Origin of the sequence: Micromonospora sp. LH3U1, assembly GCF_028475105.1 — a bacterium.
In the GTDB taxonomy this organism is placed as follows: domain Bacteria; phylum Actinomycetota; class Actinomycetes; order Mycobacteriales; family Micromonosporaceae; genus Micromonospora.
The window spans coordinates 881,889-901,619 of record NZ_CP116936.1 but is presented as its reverse complement, the minus strand read 5'-3'; the positions used below and the strand labels follow the sequence as shown (position 1 = coordinate 901,619).

Genomic DNA, 19,731 nt, shown 5'->3' with positions numbered 1-19,731 from the left:
TCCCGAGGCACCGGCTCGCGAGACGCTGACCATCCTCGATGAAACTTTCTTCAGCGACCCTTGCGATCTAGGGCACTTAGCTCCAAAGATGGATGTCGATAGAGCGACGTCCTTGGAGGCACTCATGGCCCGTACCTCAGCATCGCTGCGCCGCGCGCTCGCGGCCGGCCTCACCGTCCTCGCCACCGCGGCGGCGGCCCTGGTCGCGACCGCCGGACCGGCGGCCGCCGCCACCACACCCGGCATCGACGTGTCCAACTACCAGGGCTCCATCAACTGGACCAGCGTCCGCAACGCGGGCATTCAGTTCGCCTTCATCAAGGCGACCGAGGGCACCAGCTACAAGGACCCGCGCTTCAACGCGAACTACGTCAACTCGTACAACGCCGGGGTGATCCGCGGGGCGTACCACTTCGCCCGACCGAACATCTCTGCCGGCTCGACCCAGGCCAACTACCTGGCCTCCAACGGCGGCGCCTGGTCGGCGGACAGCCGCACCCTGCCGGCGGCCCTGGACATCGAGGGCAACCCGTACGCGGGCGGCTACTGCTACGGGCTCAGCACGACCGGGATGCGCAACTGGGTGCAGGACTTCCTCAACACCTACCGCTCCCGCACCGGCCGGTACGCGGTCATCTACACCACCGCCAGCTGGTGGAACCAGTGCACCGGCAGCTGGACCGGCCCGTGGGCGAACCACCCGCTCTGGCTGGCCCGTTGGTCGAGCACGCCGGGCGCCCTGCCGGCCGGCGCTTCGGTGTGGAGCTTCTGGCAGTACACCAGCACCGGCGCTGTCTCCGGGATCAGTGGCAACGTGGACCGCAACTACTGGAACGGCGACCGGAGTCGGCTGATCGCGTTGGCCAACAACACCTGATCGGGCCGTTGGCGGCAGCGGGATCGACGGTCACCACACGGTCGACAATCGGTCCGGCTGCCGCCACATCACCCGGTACGGGTCAGGCCCGCCGCCGGCTCAACGCCGGCACCACAGCTTCCTCGCGAGCCAGAGTGTCCCTCCGGCTCAGCCGCCAGGCGGCCACACCAAAAGCGGTAACAACCACGACGCCGAGCAGTGCGATGAGCGCCGGAATCCCCACCGCGACCAGCAGCAGGATCGCGTCGCCGAGCGCCACGAGCATCCACAGTGCCAGCCGAGGCCGAGCGTCCCTCCGTCGGTAACGCATGTCGTGCCTCCTTCCGTCGTCGAAGGTCAATTACCCAGGACGACGCAAGGTCATGCGAATCAGTTTCAGTCCTGGCGGTCGGGCACGAAACCCTTGGCGATCCGGTCGAAGTTCGGCAGGTTGGCCCGCCAGTCCTTCTCCGCGATCTCCCACCGCAGGGCGTAACCGCGGTTCTTGGCCGTCACGAACCCGCGGTTGCGGACGTGGATCCGCTGACCATCCCGGGTCTCCCGCCACTCCCAGTCACCGCAGGTCTTCCAGAAGGTGCAGCGCTCGATGCTGAGGTACTCGTAGTTGTTGACGCGGCTCGCGCGATTCGGCTCCTGCTCCCGCCAGTCCGCGACCGCATCCTTCCTCGGGGTGCTGGTCCACTGCACGAGCAGCTTTCCCGGCCCGTTGGACTGGTTGAAGACGACCGTGTTGCCGTCGACCTGGCTACGCACCCAACCACCGGGGATCGGCAGGGCGAAGCCGGCCGGGTCCCGGTGCAGCTTCCAGCCCGCCGGCAGCGCGTTCGGGTCTACCGAGGGAGTGGCCGAGGCGGACGGACTCGGGGCACCGCTGGTGGGCGGCGGAGGCGCCGCAGCCGAGGTCGGCGCGGGCGCGGAGGTCGTGGCAGCGCTGGTCGGGTTGGCCTGCGGGGTCCTGTCGTCGTCCTTGGTCAGCATCGGCACGACAACCACGAGGCCGATCAGCAGCAGGGCGACAACGGCACCGATCAGCAGGTTGCGTCGGGTGTTGTTCGGCTTCGTGCCATCCGAGGGCGGCACCGCCGCGCGGCCGGCCGGACTCACCGGCGGCATCAGCGACGTCGGTGTGGTCGGCTTGCGCTGCTCCGGAGCCACCGGCGGACCGTCGACAACCGTCGGCTCGTCGTCGACGTTCGTCGTACCGTCGCCGCTCGTGTCGGGCGCGGCCGTGACCTTCGCGGTCGGCTCGGCATCGGACGGGTCAGCGTCGGACGGTCGGTCGATCGTGGCGGTCGGCTCGGCCGGGGCCGTTGCCGCCGACTCGGCCGGCACGACCGCGGTTGGGTCGGCGACCGCACCGGAAACGACGGCCGTCGGCGTGGCATCGGCGGCGGGGGTCGCGGCGGCACCGGAGGTGGCTGCAGAGGTGGTCGCGGCGGCGGCCGGCGGCGGTGACACCGGCCGGTCGACACTCTCGGCCGGTCGTGGGGCCGGCACCACCGGCAGGCGCGGCTCGCGCGGACCGTTCGGCCCCGGCCGGCGTACGCCATCAAGCAGTGAAATCCCGCGTGCCCGCTTGCCCCCGGCGCGGCGCAGCAACCGCTCCGCCACCTCGGCGGTGATCCGCTCGGTCGGGTCCTTGCGCAGCAGTCCGTTGAGCACGGCCTTGAGCGGGCCGGCGTTCTTCGGCGGAGGCATCGGTTCGGTGGCCAACGCGGCCAGGGTGCCGATCGCCGACGGCCGGGCGTACGGCGACTTGCCCTCGACCGCCGCGTAGAGCGTCGCGCCCAGCGACCACAGGTCGGCCTCCGGCCCGGCGGTGCCGTCCCGAGCCCGCTCCGGCGAGATGTACGCGGGTGACCCGAGCACCATGCCGGTGCGGGTCACGTTGGGGTCGCCGGGGATGGTCGCGAGACCGAAATCGGTCAACACCACCCGGCCGTCCTCGCCGAGCAACACGTTGCCGGGCTTGACGTCCCGGTGCATGACACCCGCCTTGTGGGCGGCGCTGAGAGCGCCCAGCACGCCGAGGCCGATCTCGATCGTCTGGGCCACCGACACCGGCCCGTCCTCGGCGAGAGTGTCCTGCAACGACCTCGACGCCACGTACTCCATGACGATCCACGGATCGCCGTCCGTGCGCAGCACGTCGAAGATGCGAACGACATTGACGTGGTTGAGCCGGGCGATGGCCCGGGCCTCCCGCAACGAACGCTCCCGCATCTCGCGGCGCTCCTCGTCGGTGAGACCGGGCGGCGGCACCAACTCCTTGATGGCCACGTCGCGGTGCAGCACCTCGTCGCGCGCCTTCCACACCCGGCCCATGCCGCCCTGGCCGAGCGGCGACAGGAGCCGGTATCGGTCAGCGACAAGTTGGGGAAGCGCACTCGACATCGGTGAGACGGTACCCGGACCCGCCGACGCTCACACCGCCGGCACGCCACTGTGCGCTTCCCGCAACTTCGCCCCGCGTACCCTGGCGTCATGTCTGCCGAAGAGCCGCTGTTCCGGGTCGTGCGCGGCGTGCCCACCGCCGAGGAACTGGCCGCCCTCGTGGGGGCGATCGTCGTCCGGTCCCGCCCCGCCGCCGCCCCCGAGCCGGCGACCGCGTCCGCCTGGACGCGCAGCGGTCGACCGGCCGGCCGCACCATGGGCCCTGGTGCGTGGCGCACCGCCGGTCTGCCCCGCTGACCCGACCCGCCGCGCGGGGGCTGCCAGGGGCACGGAGAGCCGTTACCCTCACTCAGGGAAACGGTGCCGTGACAGGTAGGGAGGATCCATGATCCCCGAAGAAGACCGGCCAACACCCTGGCTGCACGGTTACGGCGGCATCGAGGCCGACATCAGCCAGCTCAGAGAGTTCGCCGATCGACTCGCCGCCGAGGTCGAGAGCAACTACGCGCCCCACCTGTCGTACATCGCCGAAGACATGTCCGCCAAGCTGCCCAACCCGTGCGACGCCTTCATCGAGCTGGTCACATTCCTGCACGCGCACCACGAGACGCAGCAGGCCACCGCCGACATGGTGTACGCCGTCCGAGGCGCCACCGGCCACCTGGCCGCCGCCGCCGATCAGGTCGCCACCCGATACGCCGACAGCGACGCCTTCACCGCCGCCCGAGTGGTGGACGTACGACAGGCACTCGCCAACCCGGCAACCATGCTGCCCGGCGGCCCCACGCCGATGCTGACCGACCCGACCGGCCCCGACGCCGAAGGGCCGGTGGTGCTGCCGTGATCGAACGGGGCACCGGCCGCACCTCCGGCCTCACCGACTGGCAACTCATGGACGTCAACAACATGTGGGCCTGCCTACAGGACCACGACACCACCAACCACTGGAAGCAGGTCGCCGGCTGGCGCAAAGTCTGCGACCTGGCCCAAACCCACCTCGGTCGCCTCCAGGAATACCGACGCGGGCTCGCCCGGGCCTGGCCCCCCGAAACCAGCGCCGCCTCCACCGCGTACCTCGCCGAACTCGACGAACTGATCGGCAAGGTGCAGCGCACCCACGACGCCGCCGCCGCGAACTACACCGCGCTGTCCGCCGCCACCCAGGCCATCGGCACCACCCGCGCCGCACTCCGCAAGATCCACGAGGAGTACGCGACCAAGTTCCAGCAGAAGCAGGCGTACGAATCGATAGCCGCCGACCCGAAAGCGGTGATGGGCAACCGGGCAACGCAGGCGCCTGTTACCGATGTGGAGCTGGAACGGCTGAACGCGCAGGCCCGGGCCATGATGTTCAACCTCAGCGGCGAACTCCAACAAGCCCAAGCAACCCTCCAAAAACCACCACCCAGCCCGAGGGTCAATCCCGGCATTGACCAGAGCGATCCCGACGTTTACGGCGGGACTTCCGTCGCTCCTGTCATTCCTCCCGTAGTCCCGGTGCCACTCCCACCAGCCTCGACAACTCGGCCAAGCGCCGCTGCAAGTCAGGTGGGGACATCATCAACAAGCCTTGGCGTCGGGCCAGTTCTTGGCGGCGCAGGCAGTGTCATTGCCTCTGGCCCCATAACCCCGGTCCCGCCTGGTGCTACACCACTTACGCCGCCCAGTCCAACTCCTGGCTTCGGGGCACCGCCAATACCACCTGTCATCTCTGCGCGTGGTGATATCTCACAGGCACCGCGCTCGCGACCCCACGCGACCGATCTCCCGGCAAGCAACACCGGATCCAAGGGGAATCCTTCTGCACAACCGCGACCGATGCCGCCCGGCGGCCTGATCGGCGGGATGCCTGGAATGGGACTTGGTCAACCTGGGGCCAGCGCCGGCCAACCCCGGCGCATCAACCCGGTGGGCGGTCTAATCGGCGGTGGGGGCGCCGGAACGGGACCCACTGGCGGTGCAGGCTCTCGTCCGGGGGGCGGCCGAGGCTCAAGCGCGCTGCACGGGATCTCGCCGTTCGGCACCGGCTCCAGCATTAGTGGCAGCACCGGCGCAAGTCCGGGTGGCATTGCATCCGCGCGGCCTGACGTCCGGGCAAAGCAGGATGACGAGAAGCGCCGCTGGGATCCAGACCGCCCTTGGGACACAGACGAAGGCGTCACACCAATTGTTCGACCGCCGAAAGAAGAGGGTCCCATCGATCCCGGCCCGGCCATTGGTCTGGACCATTGATCCTGCAGACCTGCGGAGTACTACTGGCAAGCTTCAGCCTCACGGCCACGGCACTGCCTGTGCTGCGGCAAGCGCAAGGCAGCCAGACTTCGGCGGGTGTTGAACGGGTACGGAGGGATCAGTGGCATCTGAGTTACCTCAACGCCATCGAAGCACAAAGGATCAGCAAGGGTAAAGGGGTGATTGTGGCCGTGCCAGACACCGGCGTGGCACCTCACCCTGATCTGCGCGGAAATCTCCTCAGCGGCACCGACATCGTCGCCGCCGGCAGCGGTGACGGTTGGCAGGACGAGAGTAGCCATGGCACCGGAATGGCAGGGCTAATCGCTGCTCACGGACAGCCGGACAACAGCGGCGCTCTCGGCATCGCCCCAGAAGCCAGTATCCTACCCATTCGAACCAGTCGGACAGATCAAGATGGTGACAGCGACAACCTTGCGGCCGGGATAGAGTTCGCGGTCTCCCGAGGGGCGACGGTGGTCAGCATCTCTTCAGTCGCAGGGCCAAATACTCAACTAAAGCGCGCCGTGGAGTTGGCAATACAAGCAAACGTCACCGTGGTTGCAGGGGCAGGCAACAAACCCCGTGATGAGTTCGTCAGCTTTCCTGCGGCCTATCCCGGAGTTATTGCCGTAGGCGGCGTTGATCGGGCTGGAAACTCGGCCAGCTTTTCGGTTACCGGACCGGAGATTGACGTGGTCGCGCCGGCGGTTGACATCTACAGCACGAGTATTGACGGCAAGTACCGCAAAGGCACTGGAACTTCTGACGCGACGGCGATTGTGGCCGGGGCTGCCGCGTTGATCAGATCTAAGTACCCGTACCTGCCGGCGCGGGAGGTGGCGCACCGGCTGACGGCTACGGCCGTCGACAAGGGCCCGCCTGGGCGCGACGACGAGTACGGCTATGGCGTGATCGACCTCGTTGCGGCGCTGACTGCGGACGTACCGCCGCTGGGTTTTGAGTCGGTGAGCGCGCCGGCCGGTGCTGGCTCGACGACGTGGGCCGGTGCTCAGCCGGGCGATGACGGCAGCGGCGCGACGGCACGTGGCCTGGCCACGCTCGGGGTGATCTTGGCTGCCGGGGTCGGATGGGTGGTGGTGGCGCGACGGCGTCGGCGTGGGGACGATCCGCCGCCCAGAATCAGTCGCTGACTGGCCGGCGCCGCGTTGATCGACTCGCGTTCCTTGATGTCGCGGTGTCCGAGCGGTGGGATACCCCGATATCAAGGAAGCCGAGTCGATCAAAGCGCCGCCGGGCCCGCCCGGGCCGAGTCGATCAACGCGCCGCCGGGCCGGGGCGGGAGGGTCGGAGCAGGGCGGGTCGGGGCGGGGCGGTCGTGTCGGGGCTGGGGAGGTCGTTGCGGGGGTGGTGAGCCGGTAACGTCGGGTAGGTGTCTGAATCTCTGCCGCTCCGCCTCGTGCTCGCTTCGGCTAGCCCTGCCCGTCGTAAGTCCCTCCAGGCCGCCGGTATTGAGCCGGATGTGCTGGTCAGCGGGGTGGACGAGTCCCTGGTGGTGACCGATCGGGCTGAGGAGTTGTGCCTGGAGCTGGCTCGGCTCAAGGCGCAGGCGGTGTTGACCCGGCTCAGCCCTGGCGCCGACCAGCGGACGCTGGTGATCGGCTGCGACTCGGTGCTCGCCTTCGACGGGGAGATCCTCGGCAAGCCGGCGGACCCTGCGGATGCGACCCGGCGTTGGCTGCGGATGCGGGGGCGCAGCGGCGTTCTGCACAGCGGGCACTGCCTCATCGACGTTACCGCCGGGCGGCGCGCGGAGGCGGTCGCCTCGACCACCGTCCACTTCGCGGACATCAGCGACGACGAGATCGCCGCGTACGTGGCCAGTGGTGAGCCGCTGGCGGTGGCCGGCGCGTTCACCATCGACGGGCTGGGTGGGCCGTTCGTGGAGCGGATCGAGGGTGACCCGGGGACGGTGGTCGGGTTGTCGATGCCGCTGCTGCGTCGGCTCCTCGCCGAGTTGGACCTGCGGATCACCGACCTGTGGACGAAGGTCGCGCCCGGGGGGCAATCGGTCGAGCCGCTCGGTACCGTCCGGTCATGACCACCAAGTCGATTCCGCTCACGGACGAGTTGCACGCCTACCTGGTCGCGCACGGTTCGCCGCCGGACGAGATCATCCGGAATTTGGCCGAGGAGACCCGGTCGGTGCTGCCGGAGCACGCCACCATGCAGGTGGCCCCGGAGCAGGCCGCGTTCCTGACGTTCCTCACCCGGCTGCTCGACGTGCGGCAGGCCGTCGAGGTCGGCACGTTCACCGGGCTCTCGTCGCTGGCGATCGCCCGCGGCTTGCCCGAAGGTGGTCGGCTGACCTGCTTCGACAGTTCTGAGGAGTTCACTGGCATCGCCCGGCGCTACTGGGCTCTGGCCGGCGTGCAGGACCGGATCGATCTGCGCATCGGCCCGGCCGGGGACCGGCTGCGGGAGTTGCCGTACGAGCGCTACCTGGACTTCGCGTTCATCGACGCGGACAAGACCGGCTATCCGATCTACTGGGCGGAGCTGGTGCCCCGGATGCGACCGGGCGGGGTGATCGCCGTCGACAACGTGCTGCGCGGTGGGCGGGTGACCGCCCCGCAGAACGAAGGCGACCGGGCCATCGCCGCGTTCAACGACGAGGTCCTCGCTGACGTACGGGTGGACCCGGTGATGCTTCCGATCGCGGACGGCCTGACCCTCGCCCGGGTGCGCTGAGCGCCAGGAACCACCGGGGGCCGAGAGCTGCCCCGCCTGAACGCAGATGTCGGGGTGTCCTCACGCGAAGGACACCCCGACATCCAGGAACTCGTGTTGATCAAAGAGCCCGCGTCAGCGGACGCTGCGGGCGAACTGGCGGGCGGCCCAGTAGACGCCCAACGCGGCGAGGACCGCGGTGATGGTCAGGCCCTGCCAGACCTTGTCGCTGCCCAGGTCACCGGCGAACAGCGCCCGCGTGCCGTCGACCGCCCAGGAGAACGGGTTCCAGTTGGCGATGCCCTGCAACCAGCCGGGCGCGAAGGTCAGTGGCAGCAGGATGCCGGAGAGCAGCAGCACCGGCTGCGCCACGGTGTTCATCAGTGGGGCCAGCGCGTCCTCGCTCTTGACCTTGAGTGCGACGCCGTAGGAGACGGCCGAGGTCATGAGGGCGATCAGGGCGAGCATCAGGTACGCCAACAGCAGGTCCCCGATGAACACCCGCAGGTCGAACAGGAGCGCCAGCAGGGTGATGATGACCGCCTGCACGAGGAGTGACACCACGTCGCGCAGCGAGCGGCCGAGCAGCAGGGCGAGCCGGCTGATCGGGGTGACCCGGGAGCGTTCGATGACGCCGGCGCGCAGCTCGGCGATCAGGCCGAAGCCCTGGAACAGGCCGCCGAAGATCGCCAGCAACACCAGCAGACCGGGTACGAAGATCTTGTAGGCGGCGGCCTGGGTGGGCGCGTTGAGTGCCGGCTTGAGCAGCGGGGCGAAGAGCAGCAGGTACATGACCGGCTGGAACACGCCGACGAAGACCCAGACCGGGTTGCGCAGCAGGAGTTGGGTTTGACGCTGGAAGATCAGCCAGGTGTCACGGGCGAATTTCATGAGTCGTCTCTTCTGGTCAGGACTCGCGCAGCGAGCGGCCGGTCTTGGTGAGGAAGACGTCGTCCAGGCTGGGTCGGTGCAGCTCGATCGAGCGCAGCTCCAGCCCGGCGTGGTCGAGTCTGCGCAGCACCTGCGGGATGGCGGTGGCGCCCTCGTCGACGTAGAGGCGCAGGCCGCCCTCGTCGACGGTTTCCAGCTTGTTGACGTACGGCTCACCGTCGAGCGCCTTCGCGGCCTGCGGGGTGGCGGCCAGGTCGAGGCCGACCAGCACCACGTCGCCGGAGATTTCCCGCTTGAGCTCGGCCGGCGTGCCCTCGGCCACCACCTCGCCGTTGTCCATGATCGCGATCCGGTCGCAGAGTGCGTCGGCCTCGTCCAGGTAGTGCGTGGTGATGAAGACGGTCATTCCGTCGCCGCGTAGCCGGCGGATCTCGTCCCACATGTGGGCGCGGCTCTGCGGGTCGAGGCCGGTGGTCGGCTCGTCCAGGAAGACGATCTTCGGCTCGTGGATGATGCCGAGCGCGATCTCCACCCGCCGGCGCTGACCGCCGGAGTAGGTCTTGCACTTACGGTCGGCGTACTCCGTGAGCTGGAAGGCATCCAGGGCGCGGGCGGCGCGCCGCTGTGCGTCGGCCTTGCCGATGCCGTACATGCGGGCGTGCAGCACCAGCTCCTCGCGGGCGGTGGACTCGTCCCAGGTGCTGCCGCCCTGCGGGACGTAGCCGATCCGCCGGCGCACCTCGGCCGGGTCCTTACGCAGGTCGGCACCCGCGATGGTGGCTTCGCCGCCGTCCGGCTCGATCAACGTGGCGAGCATCCGCAGCGTGGTGGTCTTGCCGGCGCCGTTCGGGCCGAGGAAGCCGAAGATCTCGCCCTTGGCGACCTCAAGGTTGACGCCCCGCACGGCGTCCACCGTCTTCGTCTCTCGACCCGCGCGGGAGCGGAACGACTTCCGCAGCCCCCTGGTCTCGATCATCTCTGCTCCTGGTCGTCCGGGGCCGGCGACTGGGCCGGCCGTCAAGGTTGGGAGGCCGCCGAACGACGCACTCCCCCGCTGTGCGCCAGCAGGCTAACGCGATATAGCTTTTTTAGTCAACGTTGATTATTTCGCGTCTGGGGAGCGACTGCCCACCTGATGCGGCCAGACCTCCCCGTTCTCCAGCTCAGCAGGCAGGTATGACACTCCCGAGTCGATCCGTGTCGCGATCTGCTCGCACCAACCCATCTCCGCCTCCGCCCGCGCCGACCACAGCTCGAACATCCAACCGACGTGCACCGGCTTGGTGTTGCGCATCCAGTCGGATTCCAGCGAGGCTCGCATCGACTCGATGCTGGCGCGCAGCAGGTTGGCCCGGTTTCGCAGCGCGGCCGCCGCCTCGGAGCGGGGCAGCGCCGGCAGGAAGGAGAACGCGGCGGAGAACGGGTCCAGCGGCTCGGACAACCCCCACCAGAAGCCGCGCAGCAACGTCTGGAACTCGTCCTCCCCCACCGCCGTCACCTCGTACGTGGTGCGCGCCGGACGGGCGCCGACCTGCTCGGTGGCGACGGCGCGCAGCAGGCCCTCCTCGCTGAGCTTGCGCAGCGCGTGGTAGATCGAGCCGGGTTGCACGTTCGCCCATTTGTCGGCGTTCCAGCTCAACAGCTCGCGACGCACGTCATATCCGTGCACGGGCTGCATCCACCGCACCAGACCGAGGATCATCATCCGAGTCGAAGACACCTGACAAGCGTAATAGACAAGTTTGACTAGAAGGTGGCGGCGCAGTGCGGCATCCCACACTGAGCGATCGTTAGGGTCACCAGGGTGGCCGATACACTCCCCGTCAGTAACCTGCCCGGGAGGAGCCACGAAGGTGCGCAAGGTACTCATCGCCAACCGCGGCGAGATCGCCGTCCGGGTGATCCGTGCGTGCCGCGACGCCGGCCTGGCCAGCGTCGCCGTGTACGCGGACTCCGACCGCGACGCCCTGCACGCCACCCTCGCCGATGAGGCGTACGCACTCGGCGGGGACAGCGCGACCGAGACCTACCTGCGCATCGACAAGCTGCTCGACGTCGCCGCCCGGGCCGGTGCCGACGCCGTGCACCCCGGTTACGGCTTCCTGTCGGAGAACGCCGACTTCGCCCAGGCGGTCATCGACGCCGGGCTGACCTGGATCGGCCCGACCCCGCAGGCGATCCGCGACCTGGGCGACAAGGTCACCGCCCGGCACATCGCCCAGCGCGCCGGCGCACCGCTGGTCCCCGGCACCCCGGACCCGGTGGCCAACCCGGATGAGGTGATGGCGTTCGCCGTCGACCACGGTCTGCCGGTCGCCATCAAGGCCGCCTTCGGTGGCGGTGGGCGCGGCCTCAAGGTCGCCCGGACCATGGAGGAGATCCCCCAGCTCTTCGAGTCGGCCACCCGGGAGGCGGTCGCTGCGTTCGGGCGGGGCGAGTGCTTCGTCGAGCGTTACCTGGACCAGCCCCGGCACGTCGAGGCGCAGGTCCTCGCCGACCAGCACGGCAACGTGATCGTGGTGGGCACCCGGGACTGCTCGCTACAGCGGCGGCACCAGAAGCTCGTGGAGGAGGCGCCCGCGCCGTTCCTCACCGACGCCCAGCGGGCACAGATCCACGACAGCGCCAAGGCGATCTGCCGTGAGGCCGGCTACCACGGCGCCGGCACGGTGGAATATCTGGTCGGCGTGGACGGCACCATCTCCTTCCTGGAGGTCAACACCCGACTCCAGGTCGAGCACCCGGTCACCGAGGAGACCGCCGGCATCGACCTGGTCCGCGAGCAGTTCCGGATCGCCGACGGCGAGAAGCTGCGGATCACCGAGGACCCGACGCCGCGCGGGCACTCGATCGAGTTCCGGATCAACGGCGAGGACCCGGGCCGCAACTTCCTGCCCGCCCCCGGCACGGTCACCGCGCTGCGCCTGCCCACGGGCCCGGGTGTGCGGGTCGACACCGGCATCTCGGCCGGCGACGTGATCGGCGGCAACTTCGACTCGCTGCTGGCCAAGGTGATCATCACCGGTGAGACGCGGACCGAGGCGCTGGAGCGCGCCCGCCGCGCGCTGGACGAGATGGTCATCGACGGGATGGCCACCGCGCTGCCGTTCCACCGACTTGTCGTGCGGGACGAGGCGTTCACCGCTGAACCGTTCACCGTGCACACCCGGTGGATCGAGACGGAGTTCCACAACACCGTGCCGGCGTTCGTCGCCGCCGCCGGCGCCGCCGATGCGCCGGCCGAGCGCGACACCGTCGTGGTCGAGGTGGGCGGCAAGCGCCTCGAGGTCAGCCTCCCCGCCGGCTTCGGCGGGAGTACGACCACCGCAGCACCCGCCACCCGCAAGGCGACCCGGCGCGGCGGTGGAGCCAAGGCCGGCGCCCCGGTCAGCGGCGACGCGCTCACCTCACCAATGCAGGGCACGATCGTCAAGATCGCGGTGGCGGACGGCGACACGGTGGCCGAGGGCGACCTGGTGGTGGTGCTGGAGGCGATGAAGATGGAGCAGCCGCTGCACGCCCACAAGGCGGGCACGGTCAGCGGGCTCAGCGCCGAGGTTGGCGCCGTGATCACCGCCGGTGCCCCCATCTGCACCATCGCCTGAGCGGCGGGCACCTGATCAACGCCCGGTGCGCAGGAACGGGCACTTCCTAGCACTTCGTCCCGTCGGCGGGAGTGCGGGGAGGGTGGTTTGCGGCACCGGGACGGGCGCGGGCGGCCGGGGCCGGGAATGATGGCCGGGTGCGGTTCCTTCACGGCGCGGTCCCCGCGCACGACCTGACCTATACCGACGTCTTCATGGCGCCGGCCCGCTCCGACCTGGGTTCCCGGCTCGACGTCGACCTGTCCACCGGCGACGGCACCGGCACCACCATCCCGCTGGTGGTGTCGAACATGACTGCGGTCGCCGGCCGACGGATGGCCGAGACGGTGGCCCGCCGGGGTGCGATCACGGTGATCCCGCAGGACATCCCGATCGAGGTGGTGGCGAACGTCGTCGCCTGGGTCAAGCAGCGGCACCTGGTCTACGACACGCCGATCACCCTGGGCCCGACCGAGACCGTGGGCGACGCCATCCACCTGCTGCCCAAGCGCTCGCACGGCGCAGTGATCGTGGTCGACGAGGACAGCCGGCCGATGGGCGTGGTCACCGAGGCGGACACCACGGACGTCGACCGGTTCGCTCAACTGCGCCACGTGATGTCCACCGAGCTGCATACCATTCCGGCGGACGCGGACCCGCGTACCGGTTTCGACCTGCTCTCCGCGGGGCGTCGCCGGCTCGCTCCGGTGGTGGACGCCGACGGTCGGCTGGTCGGGGTGCTGACCCGCCAGGGCGCGCTGCGCGCCACCCTCTACACGCCGGCCGTGGACGACCGGGGTCGGCTTCGGATCGCGGCGGCCGTCGGGATCAACGGTGACGTGACCGGTAAGGCCGCGGCGCTGCTGGAGGCCGGGGTGGACACGCTGGTCGTGGACACCGCGCACGGCCACCAGGCGCGCATGATCTCGGCGCTCCAGGCGGTCCGCAAGCTGGACCCGGGGGTGCCGGTGGCGGCCGGCAACGTGGTCACCGCCGAGGGGGTACGCGACCTGGTCGAGGCGGGCGCGGACATCATCAAGGTCGGCGTCGGGCCGGGCGCGATGTGCACCACCCGGATGATGACCGGCGTGGGTCGCCCGCAGTTCTCCGCCGTACTCGACTGCGCGACCGCGGCCCGCCAGTTGGGCCGGCACGTGTGGGCCGACGGCGGTGTGCGGCACCCACGGGACGTGGCGCTCGCGCTCGCTGCCGGGGCGTCGAACGTGATGATCGGCTCCTGGTTCGCCGGCACCTATGAGTCCCCCGGTGACCTGTACACCGATGCGGACGGCCGGCGGTACAAGGAGAGCTTCGGGATGGCCTCGGCTCGGGCCGTCAGCGCCCGCACCGCCGACGACAGCCCGTACGACCGGGCCCGCAAGGCGGTGTTCGAGGAGGGCATCTCCTCGGCGCGGATGCACCTGGACCCGGCCCGACCTGGCGTCGAGGACCTGATCGACGAGATCATCGCCGGGGTGCGCAGCGCCTTCACGTACGCCGGGGCACGGGACCTGACGCAGTTCCACGAGCGGGCGATCGTCGGCGTGCAGAGCGCGGCCGGCTTCACCGAAGGAATGCCCCTCCCCACCAGCTGGTGATCCCACGCCCCGCCGGGTCGATCGAGCAGGAGTGGTTACGGGGTTAGCCGCCCGAGGACTTCGCGGGCTGCGTCGCGGGGGTTGTCGCCCACGCGCTCCGGCAGTGCGCCCGCCAGCCAGAGGGTGGCGAAGCCGTGGGCGATCGACCAGGCGGCGAGCGCGTCCCGCTCGGCGTCGACGGGCGCGCCGCCGGTGGGCAGGGTCGCCACCCCCGAGCGGAGCGCGGCGCCGGCGCGCTCCCGGGCCGCGACCAGGTCAGCGTCGTCGGTCCGGTAGAGCTCGGGCCGGAACATCACCTCGAAGTACGCGCGGTGCGTGACGGCGAAGTCGACGTACGCGACACCGGCGGCCAGGAAGTCGTCGCCTGTCTCCGTCAGCCGCTGTGCCAGCAGGTCGAAGCCCTGAGCGGCCAACGCGGTGAGCAGACCCGCCTTGTCACCGAAGTGGTGCGCGGGCGCGGCATGCGAGACGCCAGCCCGACGGGCCAGGTCGCGCAGGCTCAGCGCGGCGGGCCCTACCTCCTGGATCGCCTCCAGCGCGGTGGCGAGGAGGGCGCGGCGCAGGTCGCCGTGGTGGTAGGAGCGCGTCTCGGTCATGCCCGAATCCTAACTTGTCATTGACAAGATGCCAGCCCGACGCGCAATCTTGCCAGTGACAAGTTGATGGAGGAGGATTTCGATGGCACCCCTGATCGCCCTACTGCTCGGAACCGCGCTGGCCCACCTGGCCGGCCTGGCCGGCGTGTCCGCACTCGACGGCTGGCACCCCGCACTGCGGGTCGGGCTGGCCGTGATGTTCACACTGACCGCGGTCGCGCACTTCGCCGGTCAGCGCCGGGCCGACCTGATCGCGATGGTCCCACCCCGACTGCCCCGGCCGGACCTGCTGGTCACCCTCACCGGCGTGCTGGAGCTGGTCGGTGCGATCGGCCTGCTCGTGCCGACGACCGCGAGGGTGTCCGCAGCCGGGCTCGGCCTGCTCATGCTCGCGATGTTTCCGGCCAACGTCTCGGCCGCGCGTCGGCGACTGACCCTCGCCGGGAGTGCGGTCACCCCGCTCGGGCAGCGCACCGTCCTGCAGATCGTGTTCGTGGCCACTGCTGCGGCAATTTCGTTTGGCCCCTGACTATCAGGGAGCTAATCTGCCTCTCGTGGAACTCGTCACTCTCCGGGATGTACCGCTCGGCCGGCTGCTGGTGGTGGCCGGGCACCTCGTCGGGCAGCAGTGGAATCGCTACCTCGCCGAGGAGCACGGCCTCACCCAGGCCGGCATGGTCACCCTGATGACGCTCGCCCGGCACGGCGAGCTGCCCCACCGGGAGGTCGCCGAAAAAGGCTTCGTCCGCCCGGCGACCCTGACCGGCATCGTGGACACGCTGGCCCGCGACGGGCTCGTCGAGCGGCAGCGCGACGACAGCGACCGGCGCAGCGTGCGGCTCGCCCTCACTCCCGCCGGGCGGGAACGGGTGGCCGCGCTCAGCGCTCTGATGCACTCCGGGCGTTCGCTCACCTCGGTCGACGCCGACCCGGTGAAGGCCCAGGTGATCCGGGAGTTCCTGCTCGAGGTCATCGCCAGCGGGGACGACCCGCGAATGACCGGCCGCCCTACCGAACCGAAGGATCCGGCGTGCTGATCCGACTGTTGCGCAACCAACTGCGCACCTACCGACGACCGCTGCTGGCGGTGGTGCTGCTCCAGTTCGTGGGCACCATGGCCTCGCTCTACCTGCCCAGCCTCAACGCCGACATCATCGACCAGGGCGTGGCGCGGGGCGACACCGACTACATCGTGCACACCGGCGGATGGATGCTGCTGGTCAGCCTGATCCAGATCGTCTGTTCGATCGCTGCGGTCTACCTGGGCGCGCGGGTCGCGATGGGCTTCGGCCGGGACGTTCGGGCCAGGTTGTTCGGCCACGTCAACCGCTTCTCCGCCCGCGAGGTGGCCCGGTTCGGGGCGCCGTCGCTGATCACCCGCAACACCAATGACGTCCAACAGGTGCAGATGCTCGTCCTGATGAGCTGCACCATGCTCGTCGCCGCACCGATCATGAGCGTGGGCGGCGTGGTGATGGCGCTCCGCGAGGATGTCGGGCTCTCCTGGCTGATGCTGGTCAGCGTGCCGGTGCTGGCCGTCACGCTCGGCGCGATCATCCGTCGGATGGTGCCCGGGTTCCGGCTGATGCAGACCCGGATCGACACGGTCAACCGGGTGCTGCGCGAGCAGATCACCGGCATCCGAGTGGTCCGCGCCTTCGTCCGCGAGCCGTACGAGACGGATCGCTTCGCCGTCGCCAACGCCGACCTGACCGCCACCGCGCTGCGTACCGGCCGGCTCATGGCACTGATCTTCCCGGTGGTCATGCTGGTGCTGAACGTCTCCAGCGTGGCGGTGCTCTGGTTCGGCGCTCAGCGGGTCGACGCCGGCGCGATCCAGGTTGGCGCGCTCACCGCCTTCCTGCAGTACCTGATGCAGATCCTGATGGCGGTGATGATGGCCACCTTCATGCTGATGATGGTGCCCCGGGCCGCGGTCTGCGCCGAGCGGATCGTCGAGGTGCTGGACACCGACTCCTCAGTGGTCCCCGCCGCCGAGCCGGTGACCGAGCTGTCCACCCGGGCCGAGTTGGAGCTGCGGGGAGTGCGCTTCCAGTACCCGGGCGCGGTCGAGCCGGTGCTGCGGGACATCTCCTTCCGGGCCACCCCGGGCACCACCACGGCGATCATCGGCAGCACCGGCGCCGGTAAGACGACCCTGCTGTCGCTGATTCCCCGCCTGGTCGACGTCACCGCCGGCGCGGTGCTGGTCGACGGGGTGGACGTGCGGGAGCTGGCACCGGACGAGTTGTGGCGGCGGATCGGCCTGGTGCCGCAGCGGCCGTACCTGTTCACCGGAACGGTCGCCAGCAACCTGCGCTACGGCAATCCCGACGCCACCGACGAGGAGCTGTGGGCGGCGCTGGAGATCGCCCAGGCCCGGGACTTCGTGGCCCAGATGCCCGGCGGGCTGGACGCACCGATCGCGCAGGGCGGCACCACCGTCTCCGGTGGGCAACGGCAACGCCTGGCCATCGCCCGGGCCCTGGTCCGGCAACCGGAGATCTACCTCTTCGACGACTCGTTCTCCGCGCTCGACCTGGGCACCGATGCCCGACTGAGAGCGGCTCTGCAGCCGGTCACCGCGCAGTCCGCGATGGTGATCGTGGCCCAGCGGGTCTCCACGATCATCGACGCCGACCAGATCATCGTTCTCGAGGACGGAGGGGTCGTCGGAGTGGGACGGCACGCGGAGTTGTTGGAAAACTGCCCGACGTACGCCGAGATCGTGGCTTCCCAGCAGACGGCGGAGGTGGCGGCATGAGCGAGCGCGACGAGCCGCGCACCGCGGCCGTACCCAGTCAGAAGCCGGCTGGCGACGCGCAGCAGCCCGGCGGCGACGCGGCGACGCCGAAACGGCTGCCTCCGGGGCGCCCTGGCGGCGGCCCGCCGTGGATGAGCGCCGGCATGCCCGCCGAGCGGTCGATGAACTTCGGGCCGTCGGCCCGGCGGTTGCTCGGCCGGCTGCGCTCGCACCGACTGCACCTGGCCGCGATCATCACGTTGGCCGTGGTGAGCGTCAGTTTCAGCGTGGCCGGGCCGAAGATCCTCGGCCACGCCACCGACCTGATCTTCACTGGGGTGATCGGCCGGCAACTGCCCGCCGGCACCACCGTCGAGCAGTCCGTCGCGGCGGCCCGCGCCAGCGGCAACAACAGCTTCGCCGACATGCTGGCCCGGATGGACGTGGTGCCCGGGGTGGGCATCGACTTCAGCGCCCTGAGTCGGGTGCTGCTGCTGGCGCTCGGGCTCTACCTGGCGGCGAGCGTGTTGTCGTGGTGGCAGGGCTGGCTGCTCAACGGGGTGGTCCAGCGCACCGTGCTGCGGCTGCGCGCCGAGGTGGAGGAGAAGCTCAACCGGCTGCCACTGCCGTACTTCGACCGGCAGCCCCGCGGTGAGCTGCTCAGCCGGGTCACCAACGACATCGACAACATCTCGACCAGCCTCCAGCAGACCCTCAGTCAGCTGCTCACGTCGCTGCTGACGGTGGTCGGCGTGCTGGGTGTGATGTTCTGGATCTCGCCGCTGCTTGCCCTGGTGGCGCTTGTCGCGGTGCCCCTGTCGGTGCTGGTCACCCAGCGCATTGCCAAGCGCTCGCAGAAGCAGTTCGTCGCACAGTGGAAGCACACCGGTGAGTTGAACGGCCAGATCGAGGAGGCGTACACCGGTCATGAGCTGGTGAAGGTCTTCGGCCGGCAGCGTGAGGTGGAGGCCGCGTTCAGCGCCAAGAACGAGGAGCTGTTCCGGGCCAGCTTCGGGGCGCAGTTCATCTCCGGGATCATCATGCCGTCGATGATGTTCATCGGAAACCTGAGCTACGTGGCGATCGCCGTGGTCGGTGGGCTGCGGGTCGCGTCCGGGACGATGAGCCTCGGCGACGTGCAGGCGTTCATCCAGTACTCCCGGCAGTTCACCCAGCCGCTCACCCAACTCGCCTCGATGGCCAACCTGCTCCAGTCCGGGGTCGCCTCGGCCGAGCGGGTCTTCGCGGTGCTCGACGCCGAGGAGCAGAGCCCCGACCCGGTCGCTCCGGCCCGGGTCGCCGACCCGCACGGACGGGTCGAGTTCGAGCACGTCTCGTTCCGCTACGAGCCGGACAAGCCCCTGATCGACGACCTGTCGCTGGTCGCCGAGCCAGGGCACACGGTGGCCATCGTCGGCCCGACCGGCGCCGGCAAGACCACGCTGGTCAACCTGGTCATGCGGTTCTACGAGCTGGACGCCGGCCGGATCACCCTCGACGGTCTGGACATCACGACCATGCGGCGCGACGAGCTGCGCGGCCGAATCGGCATGGTGCTCCAGGACACCTGGCTCTTCGGCGGCACCATCCGGGACAACATCGCCTACGGGCGGCCGGACGCCACCGAGGAGGAAATCCTGGCTGCGGCTCGGGCCACCTTCGTGGACCGGTTCGTCCACAGCCTGCCGGACGGCTACGACACGGTCATCGACGAGGAGGGCAGCAACGTCAGCGCCGGCGAGAAGCAGCTCATCACGATCGCCCGGGCGTTCCTCGCCGAGCCATCGCTGCTGATCCTGGACGAGGCGACCAGCTCGGTGGACACCCGCACCGAGGTGCTGCTCCAACGGGCCATGGCCGCGCTGCGTTCCGACCGGACCAGCTTCGTCATCGCGCACCGGCTCTCCACCATCCGCGACGCCGACCTGATCCTGATGATGGAGAACGGCCGGATCGTCGAGCAGGGCACCCACGAGCAGTTGCTAGCCGCCCAAGGCCCCTACCACCGCCTCCACCGCTCCCAGTTCACCAACACCGAACCCGACGCCCACCCCACCCCACCCCCTCCCCCACCCCACCCCCAGCCCGCGTCGATCTAGGGCGAATCGTCGTGAGCGGAGATCAA

General features: G+C 69.8%; 19 protein-coding genes. 13 read left to right on the top strand and 6 right to left on the bottom strand.

Annotated features, from left to right (window positions below; all coding sequences use genetic code 11):
- Nucleotides 1-124: 124 nt before the first annotated feature.
- Nucleotides 125-877 carry a GH25 family lysozyme gene (locus tag PCA76_RS04270; RefSeq protein WP_272615430.1) on the top strand — a complete coding sequence of 251 codons (753 nt, stop codon included), beginning with the start codon at nt 125-127 and terminating at the stop codon, nt 875-877.
- An 82-nt stretch (nt 878-959) separates the two neighbouring features.
- On the opposite strand, the gene PCA76_RS04265 is transcribed toward PCA76_RS04270, so the two are convergent.
- Both PCA76_RS04265 and PCA76_RS04260 read right to left on the bottom strand, forming a co-directional pair.
- Nucleotides 960-1,187, bottom strand: coding sequence for a hypothetical protein (locus tag PCA76_RS04265; protein ID WP_272615429.1), 228 nt, complete (start codon nt 1,185-1,187; stop codon nt 960-962).
- 65 nt (nt 1,188-1,252) lie between these two features.
- Nucleotides 1,253-3,271: a serine/threonine-protein kinase gene (locus PCA76_RS04260; RefSeq protein WP_272615428.1), complete on the bottom strand. Its 2,019-nt coding sequence runs from the start codon at nt 3,269-3,271 to the stop codon at nt 1,253-1,255.
- 90 nt (nt 3,272-3,361) lie between these two features.
- Between PCA76_RS04260 and PCA76_RS04255 the strand changes: the two genes are divergently transcribed.
- The 6 genes from PCA76_RS04255 (at nt 3,362) to PCA76_RS04230 (ending at nt 8,215) form a co-directional block, all read left to right on the top strand.
- The gene (locus tag PCA76_RS04255; RefSeq protein ID WP_272615427.1) at nt 3,362-3,568 is read left to right on the top strand and encodes an acyl-CoA carboxylase subunit epsilon; all 207 of its coding nucleotides are present in this window, start codon (nt 3,362-3,364) and stop codon (nt 3,566-3,568) included.
- A gap of 88 nt (nt 3,569-3,656) precedes the next feature.
- A complete protein-coding gene (locus PCA76_RS04250; protein ID WP_272615426.1) occupies nt 3,657-4,115 on the top strand; it encodes a hypothetical protein in 459 nt (152 codons plus the stop codon).
- Nucleotides 4,112-5,503 (top strand): hypothetical protein, encoded by a 1,392-nt coding sequence (locus tag PCA76_RS04245; RefSeq protein ID WP_272615425.1) that lies wholly within the window; start codon nt 4,112-4,114, stop codon nt 5,501-5,503. The genes PCA76_RS04250 and PCA76_RS04245 overlap by 4 nt, the downstream gene beginning before the upstream one ends.
- Before the next feature lie 59 nt (nt 5,504-5,562).
- Nucleotides 5,563-6,657 carry a type VII secretion-associated serine protease mycosin gene (mycP, locus tag PCA76_RS04240; RefSeq protein WP_272619176.1) on the top strand — a complete coding sequence of 365 codons (1,095 nt, stop codon included), beginning with the start codon at nt 5,563-5,565 and terminating at the stop codon, nt 6,655-6,657.
- A 239-nt stretch (nt 6,658-6,896) separates the two neighbouring features.
- Complete coding sequence (locus PCA76_RS04235; RefSeq protein WP_272615424.1) at nt 6,897-7,565, top strand: Maf family protein; 669 nt, start codon at nt 6,897-6,899, stop codon at nt 7,563-7,565.
- Complete coding sequence (locus PCA76_RS04230; RefSeq protein ID WP_272615423.1) at nt 7,562-8,215, top strand: O-methyltransferase; 654 nt, start codon at nt 7,562-7,564, stop codon at nt 8,213-8,215. The genes PCA76_RS04235 and PCA76_RS04230 overlap by 4 nt, the downstream gene beginning before the upstream one ends.
- A 114-nt stretch (nt 8,216-8,329) precedes the next feature.
- Here the strand turns inward: PCA76_RS04230 and PCA76_RS04225 are convergent, their stop codons facing one another.
- From PCA76_RS04225 to PCA76_RS04215, 3 genes are all read right to left on the bottom strand, one after another.
- On the bottom strand, nt 8,330-9,085 hold the full coding sequence (locus PCA76_RS04225) for an ABC transporter permease (protein ID WP_272615422.1): 756 nt from the start codon (nt 9,083-9,085) through the stop codon (nt 8,330-8,332).
- Nucleotides 9,086-9,101: 16 nt separating this feature from the next.
- Nucleotides 9,102-10,061: an ATP-binding cassette domain-containing protein gene (locus PCA76_RS04220; RefSeq protein ID WP_272615421.1), complete on the bottom strand. Its 960-nt coding sequence runs from the start codon at nt 10,059-10,061 to the stop codon at nt 9,102-9,104.
- A 126-nt stretch (nt 10,062-10,187) separates the two neighbouring features.
- Nucleotides 10,188-10,790, bottom strand: coding sequence for a PadR family transcriptional regulator (locus tag PCA76_RS04215; protein WP_272619174.1), 603 nt, complete (start codon nt 10,788-10,790; stop codon nt 10,188-10,190).
- 148 nt (nt 10,791-10,938) lie between these two features.
- Here PCA76_RS04215 and PCA76_RS04210 point away from each other — a divergent pair, with 148 nt between their 5' ends.
- Together PCA76_RS04210 and PCA76_RS04205 are read left to right on the top strand one after the other, a co-directional pair.
- Nucleotides 10,939-12,690, top strand: a complete 1,752-nt coding sequence (locus PCA76_RS04210; protein ID WP_272615420.1) for an acetyl/propionyl/methylcrotonyl-CoA carboxylase subunit alpha — start codon at nt 10,939-10,941, stop codon at nt 12,688-12,690.
- Nucleotides 12,691-12,827: 137 nt separating this feature from the next.
- On the top strand, nt 12,828-14,267 hold the full coding sequence (locus PCA76_RS04205) for a GuaB1 family IMP dehydrogenase-related protein (RefSeq protein WP_272615418.1): 1,440 nt from the start codon (nt 12,828-12,830) through the stop codon (nt 14,265-14,267).
- A gap of 35 nt (nt 14,268-14,302) precedes the next feature.
- On the opposite strand, the gene PCA76_RS04200 is transcribed toward PCA76_RS04205, so the two are convergent.
- Nucleotides 14,303-14,863 carry a TetR/AcrR family transcriptional regulator gene (locus tag PCA76_RS04200; protein ID WP_272615417.1) on the bottom strand — a complete coding sequence of 187 codons (561 nt, stop codon included), beginning with the start codon at nt 14,861-14,863 and terminating at the stop codon, nt 14,303-14,305.
- An 82-nt stretch (nt 14,864-14,945) separates the two neighbouring features.
- Between PCA76_RS04200 and PCA76_RS04195 the strand changes: the two genes are divergently transcribed.
- The 4 genes from PCA76_RS04195 to PCA76_RS04180 all read left to right on the top strand — a co-directional run bounded on the left by PCA76_RS04195 (nt 14,946) and on the right by PCA76_RS04180 (nt 19,705).
- A complete protein-coding gene (locus PCA76_RS04195) occupies nt 14,946-15,392 on the top strand; it encodes a DoxX family protein (RefSeq protein WP_272615416.1) in 447 nt (148 codons plus the stop codon).
- A gap of 25 nt (nt 15,393-15,417) precedes the next feature.
- A complete protein-coding gene (locus PCA76_RS04190; protein WP_272615414.1) occupies nt 15,418-15,900 on the top strand; it encodes a MarR family winged helix-turn-helix transcriptional regulator in 483 nt (160 codons plus the stop codon).
- Nucleotides 15,894-17,627, top strand: coding sequence for an ABC transporter ATP-binding protein (locus tag PCA76_RS04185; protein ID WP_272615412.1), 1,734 nt, complete (start codon nt 15,894-15,896; stop codon nt 17,625-17,627). Before PCA76_RS04190 ends, PCA76_RS04185 begins: the two co-directional genes overlap by 7 nt.
- A gap of 131 nt (nt 17,628-17,758) precedes the next feature.
- Nucleotides 17,759-19,705 carry an ABC transporter ATP-binding protein gene (locus PCA76_RS04180; protein ID WP_442930237.1) on the top strand — a complete coding sequence of 649 codons (1,947 nt, stop codon included), beginning with the start codon at nt 17,759-17,761 and terminating at the stop codon, nt 19,703-19,705.
- Nucleotides 19,706-19,731 lie beyond the last annotated feature (26 nt).